Source organism: Solitalea canadensis DSM 3403 (genome assembly GCF_000242635.2).
GTDB classification, from domain to species: Bacteria; Bacteroidota; Bacteroidia; order Sphingobacteriales; family Sphingobacteriaceae; genus Solitalea; species Solitalea canadensis.
The window spans coordinates 1915792-1931620 of sequence record NC_017770.1; the positions used below are offsets into that span (position 1 = coordinate 1915792).

Consider the following 15829-nt stretch of genomic DNA (forward strand, 5'->3'; position numbering starts at 1 on the left):
ATGAGACATTTACTTTATATAATTCTATTAGTATTTCTTATATCATGTACTAACCGGGATAAATTGATAGATAAAAGTGAATTATTGGGTAATGATTACCGTTTATTTCAACAAACTCCAGTTTGGAATTTGGCAAAAGCCGTACAGGATGAAAATTTGAAAGAAATTAAAAGGATAATCGTTAATGAAAAGGTTGATATCAATTATTCTGAACCTAAATATGGGAATACCTTGTTAATACTTACGGTTGAAAATCAACACTACAGATCCTGTAAAACTTTATTAGAGCTGGGTGCTGATCCCAACAAACATAATAATTACAATGGATCTTCAGCAATGATAGAATCGGCAGGTATAGAAAATTATAATGAGGATAATACTCGTTTTTTAAAATTGTTATTGGCATATGGAGGCAATGTTAATGATGAAGAAATCGGAAAACGGCAAGAGGGTAATAGTACTCGTAGAACCCCTCTACTGTTGGCTTGTAGTGATGTTAATCAATTTGTTTCACCCATAAATAAAGTAAAAATATTAGTAGAAGCGGGAGCCAATGTTAATTATAAAAATGAATATAATGCTTTTCCCCTTAAGGAAGCATTGATGCATGATCATTACGATGTAGTACTATATTTACTTCAAAAAGGTGCTGATTACTCCTTAATGCTTTTTGATAGGGCTCAGTTTTCCAATGATGGAAAAAAAATTTACACAGTAGATTTATTAAGAGAAAAAATTTTCCCTCTTGATTCAAAAAAATATCAGCAAAAAATGGAAGTTGTAGCATTTTTAAAACAAAAAGACATTGATTATCGAAAGATTCCCATCCCCGATTTTGTGATTGAAAAGGCAAAAAAGATGTATCCAAACAGTTGGCAAGAATATTTAGATAAATATTAGGTTCTCCGTTGCCTTAGTTGTTCATGAGAATTTGGAGCATGTTATATGCAGTACTACTTTTCAACTCCTTATTGTTAAAAGTCTTAGCCTAAGCGAGACTTTTAACTGCAAATTAGACACACTGTTGTCGGAAGTCTTCGTAGCGAGACTTTCGACTGTAAATAAACCAAGGGTCTGTGACCCGGTGATAAGTGATAAAAGCAACCTTAGTGACCATTTGGGTAATGCACTGGTGAGTGTGGATAAAGATCCATCGACAGGTGCAGCAAGGGTAATCCAGGAAGATGAGTATTATGCATTTGGATTACGTAAAGGAATCACCAGTAGTTCAGGTAACCGCTATTTGTACAATGGTAAAGAGTTACAGGAAAGTCTAGGGCAGTACGATTATGGGGCTAGATTTTATGATCCAACATTGGGGAGGTGGAACGTTCCTGACCCGTTGGCAGAACTTAGTTTTAGTTTAACTCCTTACAGATATTGTTATAATAATCCAATAGGTTTTATAGATCCTTTCGGTTTATGGGAGGAAACAGCAGGAGGTTATACCACAAAAGATAGAAAGGATATCGAAAGGTTTATGTTGTACATAGAAACGGAGAAAACCATATTGAAAAATGATCCTACAACATCTCAAATGGATGACTTTATTAAAGATGAAATGTCAACTAATGGTCGAGGTAAGTTAAGTAATGGAAGCACCTTGCTAAGTGAGGTTAAAATGATTGGTTACACAAACAAAGAAACTGGCTATACTAGATGGTACAAAGATCAGGAATCATTTAGTAATATGAGGCATGAGGTACAAGGTAGTTTGACTCCGGAGGCTTTGGATCCTAGAACTTTAGGACATAATATATTGTGGACTTCTTATGCGGGTGGTAACAATCCTAAAAAGTATAATGGAGATGATGATTTTTCTTATATACCAGCTAACCCTATAGAGCTTTCGGCAATTAAACATGATTTAGCATATGATAGATTACAAATTAAAGGTTCTGGCGGGCTATTCAATGACAAACGGGCTATACCTGCGGATTGGACTTTTGTTTTGGAAAATCTATTACATTCAATAAATATAGGTATAGACCCAATAAATAGGTTTCGAGCTGGAGTAGTTGGAGTCGGTTTAGGGCTGGGGGCTTTGCCCAAAACAATAGAATATTATATGCCAGTGATGGTTTCACCACCAATAAAACTATGAAGAAATTAGTATTAATAATTTTTATCGCATTTGCTACTTCTTGTTCTCCTCCAAGCGCGGGGACATTGGGGGGATGGGACATCATTGTTTTTCCTTTGAAAGAGGAAAAGATGGAAAGTTATTTGAAGCAATTCTATCACCAATATCCGCAGTTTCAAGTTCCTACTGAGAAGAAATATATCGAGGATTATTGGAAAGATGCGGGATATAGTTTTCTTAAGGGAAAGTTTTTCTACATTGAAAACGAACCTTCAAGGATATATTATGTAACTTATGTAGATGCTGGGTTTGGCGTTCAACATCCTGAGTATACGAGGATAGCTTTAAGGGCAGTATACAAAAGTGAAAATGACAGATGGTATATCAAAGATAAATTCAGTATAAAAGAACAGGATGACATAAGTGAAGTATTTAAAAATGAGATTATTTTAAGATTGGAGCAGCTAACGGAGACAAAATCTTACATTCAAAAATAAACCTAATCTCAAAAACTAATTAAATTTATAAGCAACGTACGGATAAGTCTGGACAAAGATCCTTCGACTGGCACAGCAAGGGTAATCCAAGAGGATGAGTATTATGCATTTGGGTTGCGTAAAGGTATTACCAGCAGTTCCAATAACCGTTACCTGTACAATGGTAAAGAACTGCAGGAAGGTTTAAGTCAATATGATTATGGAGCTAGATTTTATGATCCGTTGCTGGGAAGGTGGAATGTTCCTGATCCTAAAGCTGAATTGCTTGAAATGTCATCACCTTATGTTTATTCTTTAAACAGTCCTGTTAATTTTATAGATAAGGATGGCGAACTTCCAATATATATTAATGGAAGAGTGAGTAGTAATAATGAGCGAGCAAGTAAAAATTATTGGGATACACAATTATTAAGAACTATAGGAAGTTCAGGCATCCCTAACCCAGGTGGAACAATGATTCTAGTTGATGGTGATAGAGGGATAAAAGATGAAAGGGTCTCGGATTTACATGGTGGTACTTCAGGAAATGCAACTGCTAGGAAGGTTGCAGGTGAATTAGCTGGAAAACGAGACTTTCAAAAAATACTTTCACAATTAGAGAGGGATCCAAGACTGGCAAAATAACTGAAAAAATACAAATTTATACACATAGTAGAGGCGCTGCATTTGGTGTAGGGTACACAGAATCATTACTTGAAATGATAAAAGAAAATTCAGATCAATTTGCTGATCCAAATAATGTTATTGATTTTGTTTATAACATGGCTCCTCATCAATCTGATGATATAGCAGCTCCTAATGGTGTTGATGAATACGCTCATCACCATGATAGGGATAAGTTTTCAGGAAATGATATGGGTGGAGTGAAGGCAGCATTTAGTTCTGATGAAAAAGTATCGGGGTTCGTTGGAGCTCATGCTAATGGGTCCTTTGTTAAAGATGTTGGTGCCTTTTTAAAAGCCTTCCAAAATAGTAATGGGGATAGCAAAAAGTTAATTAAAATCTTTACAGAATACATGCAAAAGCAATATGGAATACAAGTTAAAACTAATTGAGTGTACTAAAAATGAAAGATTTTCTAAAATTCATAGTTGTAAATCTATTTTTGTTTGTAACGTCCTATATCTGTTTTATGATAACTGTTTTTCTTATGGGGTACGCATCCAATGAAAAACATACGGTTGGAATTTGGGTGCTATTTTTTATTTTTCTCTTATTAAATATTATTGCCTATTCCTTGGTTTTATACAATGCAAAAAAAATAACGTCTAAAACATTTTTTTATGGCGTTTCAGTTATAACTTTTGCATGGATATTCGCAGCTATAATGGCTTATAATTAGCTTTTATCTATTTTTCACCGGTACATAAGAAAAATAAAAGCCATCCTTTAGCGAGGATGGCCTTTATTATTTAGCAAGTTGCTGAATATGCCGTTTGGTGAGAAAGGCATCCAGAAACGTTTTGATCAAATGTTTGTCTTCGGCGTTTAACAGTTCTACTTCTTTAAACTGTTGGAGCAGTTCCTTGTCGGTCAGTTGAGCTGTCTGATTCGGATTATTGCATTACAGAGGAAATGGTAGCGATTGGTAGGTTCTTAAAAGTTCCCGTGATTGATCACCTTATTATTTCCGAAATCGACTATATGAGCTTTAAGGACAAAGGATATCTAGATAAAATTGAAGTGGATAACGGTTATGATCTTTCTTTTACCTAGGTGAAGTTGTTGTTAAGCCAGAATCGGAAGAAAAGAAATTACTCCTATTGTACTTTAAATAAATACAGAGAATCCCCTTCTCAATAAACCCATCAAAAACACCAACAATTCATAAATAAATTTATAGTTTTGGAAGCACGATCAAGTGAGAAAGAAAATTTTAAATCGACCATGAAGAAATCATTTTTAAAACTCAACAATATACTATTGTGGGTTTTATGTAGCATACTCGTAACTGCCTGTACTGAGTTTCTTGAACCTTCCATTGAAAAAGATAATGTAACCCTATTGGCTCCGGGAGATAAAATAGTATCTCCGAATTACACACAAACATTTAAATGGGAGCCTGTCGAGCATGCTTTGAAATACCGACTACAAATTGTTACTCCTGATTTTGATGCCATTGAAGAGTATGTGTTAGATACGTTAATAAGTGATACAAAATATACCATTAGTCTTGCTCCTGGCAATTATGAATGGCGTGTAAGAGGGGAGAACGGAAGTACTCAGACTTCTTATGTGAAACGAACACTTAACATAGCTTATTCGTCCATTAAACAGCAGTCGGTACGGTTACTGGCGCCATCAAATGGATTTCAAACTAACCAGAAAGATCTTAGTTTTAAATGGGAACAACTTTACGGAGCTACAAAATATAGGTTTCAGGTCGACAGCAATAACTTTGCTGACGAATCAAAAATTATGTATGAAGTGGTGATTCCATCCAATGAGCAAACCTTTACGTTTCTGAAAGAGCGTGCATTTCAATGGAGAGTCAGAGCCGAAAATGATACTGCACAGTCAAAATGGTCGACTATTTATGGAGTGATATTTGACAAAACTCCACCTGCTATACCTGTTTTACAATCTCCGGCCGACAATCAGTCTGTTAGTTTACCTGCCATCTTACAATGGAATGCTGTTGCAGGAGCTGAAAAATATAAGCTATATGTTTATAAAGCTGACTCCACGACACTTTATAGTTCAAGTTTTCCAACAGTAACTTCTACTACCTCTTTTTCGTTTAATCTGGGAACAGTAGGAGAGAAAATCTACTGGAAAGTTGCTGCGATAGATAAAGCAGGTAATGAAAGTGCACTAAGCAAGTTTCGCAAATTTATCGTCAGTCAGTAATTACTTGTTTGTCGCATGAAAAACAAAACAACAACCTATAGTTTATTAGTTGCAGTACTTTTTATTTGGGGATACGTTTTCTATAAAGCTATTGACTCGGTGGCGGCTTCTGATAATACCAACCATGTTGCTAAACCTGTAAAAGATAGAATTGCAGTTCCAACGATAACTTTAATGCCCGATACATTTACCTTAATGGCTAATTACAGGGATCCATTTTTAGATAAACCCTATAACGAAGCATCAATTGATACTTCAAAAAGAAATACAATTAGTGCTCCTAAACCCATAAAAATAGAACCCTATATTGATTGGAGTATTATCAGGTATTCGGGAGTCATTCAAAATGCCAATTCAAAGCAAGCAATTGTTTTAGTAAATATCAGAGGTAAGGACTATATGATGAAAGAAGGTGCAACTAATGACGGTGTTAAATTGATGAAGAATCAAAAAGATTCGATTAAGGTGTTGTTTCAGGGAAAGTCAAAGTTTATCAGAATTAATTAATCTGCTATGAAAAAAGTATTTTACCTATTTATATTTAGTTTGTTTTTATTGCCAGGTATTACGTTTGCCCAACGTATTCCCAACCTTGATTTAACCAACAAGGTAGTTGTAAATAAAGTGGATGAAACCATCTACACCCATGTTAATAACGATAAGCCCAGCTTTACACCTAAAATTTCTAACACTTATTATTGGTTCAGTGCAGGACAAATCAAGTCGACACAGGGTGGTTATAGTGGCAAACTTCTAAACGGTGGTTATGAAAGCTTTTATCCTGACAAGACTTTAAAGGAAAAAGGAGCCTTTAAGAATGGTTTAAAAGATGGTGAGTGGCGGAAATGGTATTCATCAGGCAATCTGCAGGAAATAAAATATTGGAGTAAAGGGAAAGATGAAGAGCGATTTATAACATTGGATGAGCAGGGAAGGAAACTGAAAGAAGGAAGAATGAAGAACAAGCTTTTTTATGGTAAAGCCTATGAATATTTACCAAATGACAGCGTGAGTGTCACAAAATATCAGAAAGGTGAGGTTGTCCGCAAAAAAGAAAGCTTGATGAAAAATAAGTTTAAGTATTATTATAAACGGTTATTCGGAAAGAAAGAAAGTACAAAAGTTAGTAACGCATCTACTCAACTAAACTAAAAACACATGAAAAAAATTGCATTTATATTATCGCTAGTATTTCTTGCGACAGGGGCAGCATGGGCCCAAACGAATTCATTACCTACCTCTGGAAATGTTGGTATAGGAACTACTAACCCACAAGCGGGCTTACATGTTATAACAACTGCGACACTAGCAGATGGCAGTATTGCAACGGCCATTTTGGGAAACGCGTTCAATCATTATACTTATTTTGGAAGTGCTATCGGAGGCAGAATTAGAGGCAGCAACGAAGGTTATCTTGTTCTTGAGTCCTACCCAACAGGAACCAATAATACTTTGTATTTAAATACCACTTCAAATGGCAATATTTCTATTGGAAATGGAGGTGGAAAAGTAATTGTTGGAAGCCTTGGAGTCAATTTTTCTGATAATAGCTACAAACTTTTCGTTCAAACTGGAATAAGAACAGAAAAGATAAAAGTTGATCTAACTAGTCAATGGTCTGATTTTGTATTTCATAAAGAATATTCTTTAAAACCATTGGATGAAGTAGAGCAATTTATTCAATCCAATAAGCACCTGCCTGATATTCCATCTGCTGAACAAGTAAAAGCAAATGGTATTGACTTGGGAGAGATGGATGCAAAACTGCTTCAAAAAATCGAAGAATTAACACTCTATATTATTGAACAAAACAAGACGATAATAGAACAGGGGAAGAAAATAGCTGAATTAGAAAAGAAAATGAATTAATCTAGTCTACTTATGAAAAAAATACTTGCCATTTTTTTGTTTGTTTTAACCTATAGTACTTGCAAAGCACAAACCAACACATTTCCAACAAGTGGAAATGCTGGTATTGGTACATTAAGTCCTACAACAAAACTTGATATCAAAGCCGGTATTGACCATTTAGCAACAAGTACATCTTTTATTGCACCATTAAATATTGGGTTAACTAGTGATGTAGGAGCAGGTGCAGTGCCAAACTATGTTTTATTATCGCCAATGATAACTGGGGGGACAGGTAGCCCTCAGGCTGGATTAAGTGGCATATTATCTTTATACAGAGGTAGTGTGACATCAGGCAATATTAATGCTGAATATAGAATTATTACTCAGACGGCATGGGGGAACAGTTTTATTTCTTTAGTTCCGCTTACAGATAACACTATTAGCATAAATGTATATAAGGTTACCTATAATAATCAACTATATTTTGCTATTAAAGCAACTGAGATTACCGGTTCAGGAGGAAGGGTAACATTTAGAGGTGAATGGTGGAATGCAATTGATGGTACTAAACCTCAAATTGTTCAGGAGACTCAGGTATCGGATGTTAGTATTTATAAATCTGTACAATCTGTTTATGGAAATCTTATTTATGCAACAAAAGATGGTAATGTAAGTATTGGCACAACCGATCCCAAAGGCTATAAACTAGCTGTAGCTGGCAAAATCCGAGCAACTGAAATAAAAGTTGAAGCCACTCCATGGCCAGATTATGTGTTTGCCAAAGACTATAAGCTACCAAGTCTGAAAGAAACCGAACAACATATTAATGAAAAAGGACATCTTCCGGGAATTCCTTCAGCTGAAGAAGTAAAATCAAACGGTATTAATGTGGGTGAAATGAATGCCAAACTGCTTCAAAAGATTGAAGAGTTGACCCTTTATCTGTTGCAACAGCAGAAGGAGATCAATGAGCTAAAAGCAGAGGTAGTTTTACTAAAAACCAATAAATAGATTCAATTGAAGCTAAAAGCCGGAACACTTTTCATGGTACTGATCATTTCATTCATCATAACTTTATTGATGAGTGCATTGATCTATTATGCTTATTTGAATCGGTTAGTTGTCTTTGAGAATCAGTTAGAGGATCGTTTAGAGGCAAATGCCCGATCTGGTATTAATATTTTGCTCTCAAAAAATGGTATCGAGTCGGATAGTGTGACGCTTGATCTTTTTGATCAGCAAACGGATTCTGTTCAAATTGTCAAAAGGGTTTGGGGGATTTTTGATGTTGCTATTATAAAGGCTTTCTCAGGAGTTCATCAAAATCAAAAAGTTTTTCAATATGGTCAGTCGTATGATCCGGCAAAACGTTTTGCACTTTATTTAACGGATCAGGACAGACCGATTTCAATTGCAGGTAGTACGTTGATAAAAGGAGATGTGTTTTTGCCTCAAGCTGGTATACGAAGTACTTATATCAACGGAAAACCGTATGAACGAGATCAACTGGTTTTTGGTAAACAAAAATACAGTGAAAAACAAATTACCGCATTGAATGAGGAAACTAAATCGTCTGTGCTTGATTTTTTGAAATCCGATTCATTGTTGTTGACTCAGTTTCTTAATAAAACTAAACGAATTGCAACAAACAACGTATATCAGCCTTTTGATAGGCCCACTTTGTTGATAATGCTGGATAACAAGGACTTTACTATTACCAATTCTATTAAAGGAAATGTAATAATTGTAGCTAAACAACCAATCGTTATCGATAGATCCGCTCAGATTTCAGATGCATTAATTTTCGCACCGGCAGTTGAGATTCATGATGGCTTTTCTGGGAATTTACAAGTTTTTGTTACTGATTCACTTAAAGTTGGCGATGATTGCCGATTCACTTACCCATCAGTTTTGGGTTTAATAAAGAAAGAAAATACCGATACTCAACCCTTTATTCATATTGGAGAGAATACTTCAGTTAAGGGAATTGTGTTTACCGAAATGCAGACTCAGGATTTAAAGCAAACGATGATCGAACTTAAAAAAAATGCATCTGTGGAAGGTATTTTGTATTCAAATGGTTTTTTGCATTTATTGGGAAATGTTTTTGGTACCGTATATTGTAATCGGTTTGTGTTGAAAACCCCGGTTACTTATTATGAGAATCACATGCTAGATGTTCAGATTGATCAAAGCAGATTATCTCCCTATTTTGTAAGCTCTTCACTGTTTGGTGAAAAAAATCAAAAAAAAGTGATAAAATGGCTGCGTTGATAAACAAAAGAATTCGTGCCGGGTCACTTGTGGAGGTAGTTGTAGCCTTGGTAATTATTATGACCGTATTTGCCTTAAGTTTGATGATCTACATTAAAATTATTGGAGCATCTTTCAGTGGTAGGAAATTATGGGCCAACAGTAAACTTAAGGACGTGGCGAATCAGGTAAAGAAAGAACATCGTTTTAAAGATGATACGATTAACGAAGATGAACTGATTATTGATATAACAGTGAAACCTTATCCCCAATCTTCTGATTTGATTTTATTGGAGTTAGAAGCTAAAGATTTGAATGGAATAAGGTTGAATGAGTATAAAGAGATTGTTTTAAAAGATGAAAATCAATAGACTCCGATCTTTTACCTTAATGGAAGTAGTTATTGTTATGGTAATTAGTGTAACAGTTCTTGGGGTGGCCTATTTAGCATTTTCAATAGTTAACAGGCAGCTGTTGCAATACAGGCAAACAACCTCAAAAATTAATGAAATTATGCTGTTTAGTAAACTCGTCCGCAAAGATATCTCAAATGCCGGCTTGGTATATAAAACAGCAACAGGTTTTAGCTGTAAAAATGACTCTTCAAATGTGATTTATGAAATAAATGATTCCTTAGTTTTACGCATTTCATTAATAACTGATTCATTAAAAATTAACACTATTGATCCTGTTTTTTATTACCGGCAAAAAGAGGTAGGGGAGAGTGGCAAAATTATCGACGAGTTTAAAATTGATATTATTGATGAAAATAACAGGGTTATTGCCATTAGAGAGAAGAAACTTTATGATGCAAAAAGTTTAATGAGTTTTGATAGATAATTATGCAGGGAATCGACATTAAGCAATACCGTAAAAAGCAAAACTCAAACACTAAAGCAACAGGCGGTTCCGAAGTGAAAAACGGATGGACTGACGTACTTAGTAAAGATATTTCGTTATTTGGTAAAGGACTCTCAGATAAAACGAAAGAAGATTTTTATCAAGAGTTGGGGACTTTGTTGGGCTCAGGAGTTGATATAAAAACATCCCTGGAGTTAATTGCCAATGAGCAGGCAAAAGAAGCCGATAAAAAGCTTTTCACGGATATAAAAGACCAGATACTAACCGGTGGCAATCTCTCGGATGCAATGAAAAATTCAGGTAAGTTTTCTGCCTATGAGTATTTTAGTGTCGAAATCGGTGAGGAAACGGGTAAAGTAACGGCCGTTCTTAAAGACTTAGCGGTTTATTTCCAGAAAAAAATAAAGCAAAGACGCCAGTTAGTTAGTGCGCTTACCTACCCGGCAATTGTATTATTAACTTCCGTTGCTGCAATCATCTTTATGATGAATTTCATAGTTCCAATGTTTGCTGATGTTTTCAAACGATTTGGAGGTGATTTGCCATTTCTTACCGCTTTTATTGTTAAGATTTCAGGCGTTTTTAGAACTTATTTCTGGTTAGTTGCTTTATTTTTAGGAGGAACCATCATTGGTATTTATCAGTTGAGAAATACGGAGTCGTTCAGGAAATGGAATGCAGCTTTATTACTTAAACTTCCCGTGTTAGGAGAAATAATTCGCAAAATTTATCTGGCTAGGTTTTGTAACTCAATGAATCTGTTGATTAGCTCCAAAATCCCAATGTTACGTGCTATTTCATTAACCCGACAAATGATCGGATTTTATCCAATTGAGCAATCCTTAATTAAGATAGAAGATGATATCTTACATGGCCAATCGTTGCATAGGAGTATGTCGGCATATAAAATCTATTATTCAAAGATGATTACGCTGATTAAAGTTGGTGAAGAGGTTAATCAGCTGGATGTTTTCTTTGACAAATTAGCTAAGCAATACTCCGAAGAGATTGAACATCAATCTTCAGTTATAAGTAGTCTACTTGAACCATTCATTATTATTTTTCTGGGATTAATTGTTGGAGTAATTCTGATCGCTATGTATTTACCAATGTTCCAATTGGGCGGGAAATTCTAATGCAATTGTATTCGATATAAATATGACATATTAAACCTACAAAATCGGGAAACTAGAATAACGCTATTTTGTTAAAAAAATGAACAGCAGCAAAAATCATTTCGTTAAGATGGTTTTGCTGCTGTTCTTATATTATGATATTGTTTCCGTAGAATAATATTCTTACATCGGCCCTTTACCCAACGTTCCTAATAAATAATTGACTGAGATGGAAGGTCCATTATATCCCCATTTTAAAAATCCTACTTTATTGTTTTTTTCTGCATCCACTTTAAAGTTAAATCCTGTATAACCTGCATTGATTATAAGTCGGTCGATTGCTTTGTATTTTACAAAAAAATTGCCGCCTAAAATTCTGCCTTTCACATTACCTATTTTTAAGGAAAAGTAATCGAATTCTCCACTGATGGCCCATCGTTTAGAAATAGCATATCCGCCCCATATTCCAAAGTCGGGTAGGGGTGCTGTTAAACCAAAATCCTTGGATGCATCAAATCCTCGATTGACGCCAATACCTTGTAATCCAACTTCGGTATCAATGATGTGCAGACCGAAAGAAAGGCCGGCTTCGACTTTTGGATTAGAAATAAATGCGTATCCGTAAGCAAACCGATAAATATCTGAATTAAAGAAGCCTTTTACGCTTGCATTAACAGGGTAAATGCTGTCTCCAAAATGAATTTCTTTATCAAGGGTAGCCGATGAATTCCTGTGAAAGCGATAGTACACTAACTCCATCTTACTTCTGCGACCTAAATGTATATCTCCACCGATCAAAAATGTCTGTGTATTCTTACTCAAGTTTAAATCATCTTCAAAATCGATTACTGTACCTATTGTGCCAGCGGAATTGCCAACTTGTATCTGAGTATTATTTATCGGGAAGAATGCACCGCCACTAATTGAATATTTTCCTACAAACCAGGGTTTGTTTTCTATTTTTTCTTTACCAGTTAACTTGGTCTTGGATGCACTTTTCACATAACCAGGATAGTTTACTGATTTAAATACGGGATCATTTGTAATATTTTGCCGGTAATTTATTGTGAATTCGCGGATAGGCTTTTGTGAATCTGGATAGTCATAAACTATTTGAGCCTTTGCATAAGTAGCTATAAACAGCAATGCAGATAGAAGATAGAGATGCTTTTTCATGAAGCGTATATTTATATTAATTTACTGAAAATCATTTTTATTAAGAATAGTTTTAGTAAAATAATACACTTTATCGCTAAAGTTTGCTGATCTCTTGTCGGATACAGAGAATTTCAGTCTGCCAATCGCTTTCTTTTATTATTTCTTCAGCTTGTTGATGTTCATTAGGGATTAATAAATTTAGTTAATTAATGATTATTTGTTAAATTAACTAAAATCTAAGTTTATGCTTTGCTCTATCTTTTGCAACACCATCAATGTGTTTTGTCGCTCATGTGGCATCGCTAACGAGATCAACTTCTGCAATTGCTTCCGTCCGTATTCAGTAATCGTAAATTATTTCTACCATTCAATAGGCGCTACTACTTAAAGAAAGTTTATTAAGATAAAGCAGCATTAGCTCAATGATTTGATTTTCAGTTTATGACTAATTATTTATGTTAACCTAATCTGTAATCAATGAAACGACTTTTGATTTTAGTATTATTTATACCCTTCTCCGTTTTTTCACAAACAAAAAAGGTGGACACAATGGCTGTGCTCATACTCGACAGGATGAGCAATGTAATAGGAGATTTAGAATCATGTAGTTATGATTTAAGTACGGCCAGTGATGAGTTGGGAGAATATGGTTTAGTAAAGCACTATGGAGAAAGCAAAGTTTATATGGTTGGCCCAGATAAAATGTTAATACAAACTAAAGGAGATAAAGGACATCGTGGTTATTGGTATAATGGGAAGCAAATGACTTACTATTCATATACAGAGAATAATTTTGCAACAATGAAAGCTCCGTCCAGTATCATTGCAACGATAGATAGCTTGCATGAACATTATGGAATTGACTTTCCGGCAGCAGATTTCTTTTATCCCACATTTAGTGATGATATCCTCGATCATTTTGATAAGATTGTTCTTGTAGGAATTGCAAAAATAGAAGGCAAAGACTGCTTTCACCTATTAGCCGACAGTCAATCACTGCACTTACAAATATGGATCGCTAATGATGGTACTGCTTTACCGATGAGGTTTTCGATTATTTATAAAAGTAAAGACCAAAGTCCGCAGTATGAAGCCACCTTTTCCAATTGGGTTATGAATCCAAATTTACCCGATATACTTTTTGAATTTGCTCCACCACCTGGGGCACATGAAATAACCATATTGGCAAAAACAGCAAAAAATTAAGATACTAAAATCCTTTTGGAATGAAAACGCAATCCTTTTCGTTACAAGTATTACTATACAGCTTTATTGTTTCAGCACTTATTTTTCAACCTATAGATGGCAATGGTCAACGGATGCCTCATAGAGGAGGAGGTGGTGTGGGTAACAGAGGAGCTTCATCTCGACCAGCCACTCACAATAGACCTTCTACTCCATCAAGGCCAGCAAGTACACCTCAAAAGCGATCAATCAATGGAGGAAGCCAACTTGATGCAGATCGTGGAGTTCGCCAAAACAGGTCATCATCCGGAGGTCAAACCCAAATTAATAACCGCGATAATGCGGGTAGAAATGCAACTATTAAAGACAACACAGCTAGAAGAGATGATAACAATACCAACATTGGCAAAGGTGGTAACAAAGTAAATATTGATAACAGTAAAAGAAATGTCAATATAAATGTAGATAACAGCAAAAACATTAATGTAAATAACAACAGAAATACAGTTGTTCGAAGGAATAATATCAATACTTACAACCGACCTCCTTATCGTTATGGCGGACGAAGTTACTATTGCTATCATCCCTACTTCTATCATCCTTACAGACCATTCTATTGGGGCCCGGTTTGGCATCCATGGGGATTCTTTGTAGCTACCCTTGCGGTAACAGCTATTGTTGTAAGTGTGAATAATGCACAATATCATTATGATCAGGGAGTTTGGTACGAACCTTCAACTAATGGGTATACGGTTGTTCAGGCACCTGTAGGAGGCACAGTAACAACCATTCCCTCCGGGTATGAAACTGTGGTTGTAAATAATACTACCAATTATTATTACGGAGGTGCTTATTATGAAAAAGATGGTACCACCTATAAGGTAGTAGCGCCACCTGCGGGTGCAGTTATTGAAAAACTACCAGAAGGTGGGGAGGAGGTTCGAATCGGAGATCAGACGTATGTAAAAGTTGGTGAAACCTATTATCAGCCTGTTGAAGGCAATAAGTATGAAGTGGTTCAGATAGAAGAGGGGAGTTAATGGATTGGAAATAAATGATTTTTAAAATTCAAATTGTAAAAGCTATGAAAAAAATTATTTTGCTATTGAGCATTCTGTTTGTTGGTTGGCAAGCTGCCAGCGCACAAAAATGGTCTGAATTGTCAAAAGAAGAAAAAATGATGAAAGCCAAAGCTTTCAGAGAAGACAATCAGAAATACCTTAAGAATACTTTAGGGATGACAGATACTCAGCTAACGGATATTGACAATGTAAATGCTTGTTATCTGTCAACCCTCGACAGAATTGGCCGGTATGTAAAAACCGATGAGGAAAAGGAAAAATATGCTGAAGTAGCTACGGCAGCCAGAAGTGCTCAATTAGATGCAATTATGGGTGTGGAAAAAAGAGATCAATTTATGAAATATGTTGAGGACAAAATGAAAAATTCCAAAATTCAGCTGGATAAATAAAAGAATTTTTGTCCGATCAATTATGATAATAAGCGCCCTCTATATGAAATAATTAGAGGGTTTTGTTTTTCATATCACCTTAATTTTATTGTTGTTTGTTGATCAGTAAAATCGGCTAAACTACATTTCTGAAAATTACAGGCTTTGGAAGGGGCGAAACTAATTCTTTGTTTAGTTTCACTCCATACGGAGTTAACTTTCAAATCTTTTCTTTCTATTTCTATTAAGGTTAGACTTCTCCGAAGTTTACTCCTTAGGATGAAATTATCTCCTTTTGTTCCCCAACTTTTCCGATTGATTAAAAGTTAGGTAACTGACATTACATCTAAACCTAATAGGGGTGAATTCTCAATTCAGTGTATTATAATATAAATGAGGAGATAAATAAAATAGCAGAATTATTTGATTTAAATCAAGAAATAATAAAAGCCATTGGAAGTTAAAAGGAAATAATATTTTCGCGGCCAGTTCGTAAGGCAATTGAAAAACTAAACCTATTCTATCT

General features: G+C 35.2%; 18 protein-coding genes and 1 pseudogene. 18 read left to right on the top strand and 1 reads right to left on the bottom strand.

Features of this window, described 5'->3' with window-relative positions; translation table 11 throughout:
• The 15 genes and pseudogenes from SOLCA_RS07725 to SOLCA_RS07795 all read left to right on the top strand — a co-directional run bounded on the left by SOLCA_RS07725 (position 1) and on the right by SOLCA_RS07795 (position 11531).
• Positions 1-900, top strand: a complete 900-nt coding sequence (locus SOLCA_RS07725) for an ankyrin repeat domain-containing protein (protein ID WP_014679881.1) — start codon at positions 1-3, stop codon at positions 898-900.
• A 124-nt stretch (positions 901-1024) separates the two neighbouring features.
• Positions 1025-2104: an RHS repeat domain-containing protein gene (locus SOLCA_RS07730; protein ID WP_245536763.1), complete on the top strand. Its 1080-nt coding sequence runs from the start codon at positions 1025-1027 to the stop codon at positions 2102-2104.
• On the top strand, positions 2101-2580 hold the full coding sequence (locus tag SOLCA_RS07735; protein WP_014679883.1) for a hypothetical protein: 480 nt from the start codon (positions 2101-2103) through the stop codon (positions 2578-2580). Before SOLCA_RS07730 ends, SOLCA_RS07735 begins: the two co-directional genes overlap by 4 nt.
• 84 nt (positions 2581-2664) lie before the next feature.
• Complete coding sequence (locus SOLCA_RS23620; RefSeq protein WP_281048063.1) at positions 2665-3204, top strand: RHS repeat-associated core domain-containing protein; 540 nt, start codon at positions 2665-2667, stop codon at positions 3202-3204.
• 74 nt (positions 3205-3278) lie between these two features.
• The gene (locus SOLCA_RS07745; RefSeq protein ID WP_014679885.1) at positions 3279-3635 is read left to right on the top strand and encodes a hypothetical protein; all 357 of its coding nucleotides are present in this window, start codon (positions 3279-3281) and stop codon (positions 3633-3635) included.
• Between the two features lie 481 nt (positions 3636-4116).
• Positions 4117-4296, top strand: a pseudogene (locus SOLCA_RS23935) (JAB domain-containing protein); the annotation flags it as partial.
• 171 nt (positions 4297-4467) lie between these two features.
• The gene (locus SOLCA_RS07755; protein ID WP_014679887.1) at positions 4468-5430 is read left to right on the top strand and encodes a fibronectin type III domain-containing protein; all 963 of its coding nucleotides are present in this window, start codon (positions 4468-4470) and stop codon (positions 5428-5430) included.
• Between the two features lie 15 nt (positions 5431-5445).
• Positions 5446-5937, top strand: a complete 492-nt coding sequence (locus SOLCA_RS07760) for a hypothetical protein (protein ID WP_014679888.1) — start codon at positions 5446-5448, stop codon at positions 5935-5937.
• Between the two features lie 6 nt (positions 5938-5943).
• Complete coding sequence (locus tag SOLCA_RS07765) at positions 5944-6582, top strand: toxin-antitoxin system YwqK family antitoxin (RefSeq protein ID WP_014679889.1); 639 nt, start codon at positions 5944-5946, stop codon at positions 6580-6582.
• A gap of 6 nt (positions 6583-6588) precedes the next feature.
• Positions 6589-7299, top strand: coding sequence for a hypothetical protein (locus SOLCA_RS22265; protein ID WP_014679890.1), 711 nt, complete (start codon positions 6589-6591; stop codon positions 7297-7299).
• Positions 7300-7311: 12 nt separating this feature from the next.
• Positions 7312-8292, top strand: a complete 981-nt coding sequence (locus tag SOLCA_RS22270; protein ID WP_014679891.1) for a hypothetical protein — start codon at positions 7312-7314, stop codon at positions 8290-8292.
• 6 nt (positions 8293-8298) lie between these two features.
• On the top strand, positions 8299-9555 hold the full coding sequence (locus tag SOLCA_RS07780) for a hypothetical protein (RefSeq protein ID WP_042479521.1): 1257 nt from the start codon (positions 8299-8301) through the stop codon (positions 9553-9555).
• Complete coding sequence (locus SOLCA_RS07785) at positions 9543-9905, top strand: hypothetical protein (protein WP_014679893.1); 363 nt, start codon at positions 9543-9545, stop codon at positions 9903-9905. Before SOLCA_RS07780 ends, SOLCA_RS07785 begins: the two co-directional genes overlap by 13 nt.
• Positions 9892-10374, top strand: a complete 483-nt coding sequence (locus SOLCA_RS07790; protein ID WP_014679894.1) for a PulJ/GspJ family protein — start codon at positions 9892-9894, stop codon at positions 10372-10374. Before SOLCA_RS07785 ends, SOLCA_RS07790 begins: the two co-directional genes overlap by 14 nt.
• Before the next feature lie 2 nt (positions 10375-10376).
• The gene (locus tag SOLCA_RS07795) at positions 10377-11531 is read left to right on the top strand and encodes a type II secretion system F family protein (protein ID WP_014679895.1); all 1155 of its coding nucleotides are present in this window, start codon (positions 10377-10379) and stop codon (positions 11529-11531) included.
• A gap of 162 nt (positions 11532-11693) precedes the next feature.
• Here the strand turns inward: SOLCA_RS07795 and SOLCA_RS07800 are convergent, their stop codons facing one another.
• Positions 11694-12686: a hypothetical protein gene (locus SOLCA_RS07800; RefSeq protein WP_014679896.1), complete on the bottom strand. Its 993-nt coding sequence runs from the start codon at positions 12684-12686 to the stop codon at positions 11694-11696.
• A 459-nt stretch (positions 12687-13145) separates the two neighbouring features.
• On the opposite strand from SOLCA_RS07800, the gene SOLCA_RS07805 reads away from it, so the two are divergent.
• Genes SOLCA_RS07805 through SOLCA_RS07815 form a run of 3 tightly spaced genes read left to right on the top strand, consistent with a single transcriptional unit; the run spans position 13146 to position 15324 of the window.
• Positions 13146-13874 (top strand): DUF2092 domain-containing protein, encoded by a 729-nt coding sequence (locus tag SOLCA_RS07805; protein WP_014679897.1) that lies wholly within the window; start codon positions 13146-13148, stop codon positions 13872-13874.
• Positions 13875-13894: 20 nt separating this feature from the next.
• The gene (locus SOLCA_RS07810) at positions 13895-14893 is read left to right on the top strand and encodes a DUF6515 family protein (RefSeq protein WP_014679898.1); all 999 of its coding nucleotides are present in this window, start codon (positions 13895-13897) and stop codon (positions 14891-14893) included.
• Positions 14894-14937: 44 nt separating this feature from the next.
• Positions 14938-15324: a hypothetical protein gene (locus tag SOLCA_RS07815; protein ID WP_157604533.1), complete on the top strand. Its 387-nt coding sequence runs from the start codon at positions 14938-14940 to the stop codon at positions 15322-15324.
• Positions 15325-15829: the final 505 nt, after the last annotated feature.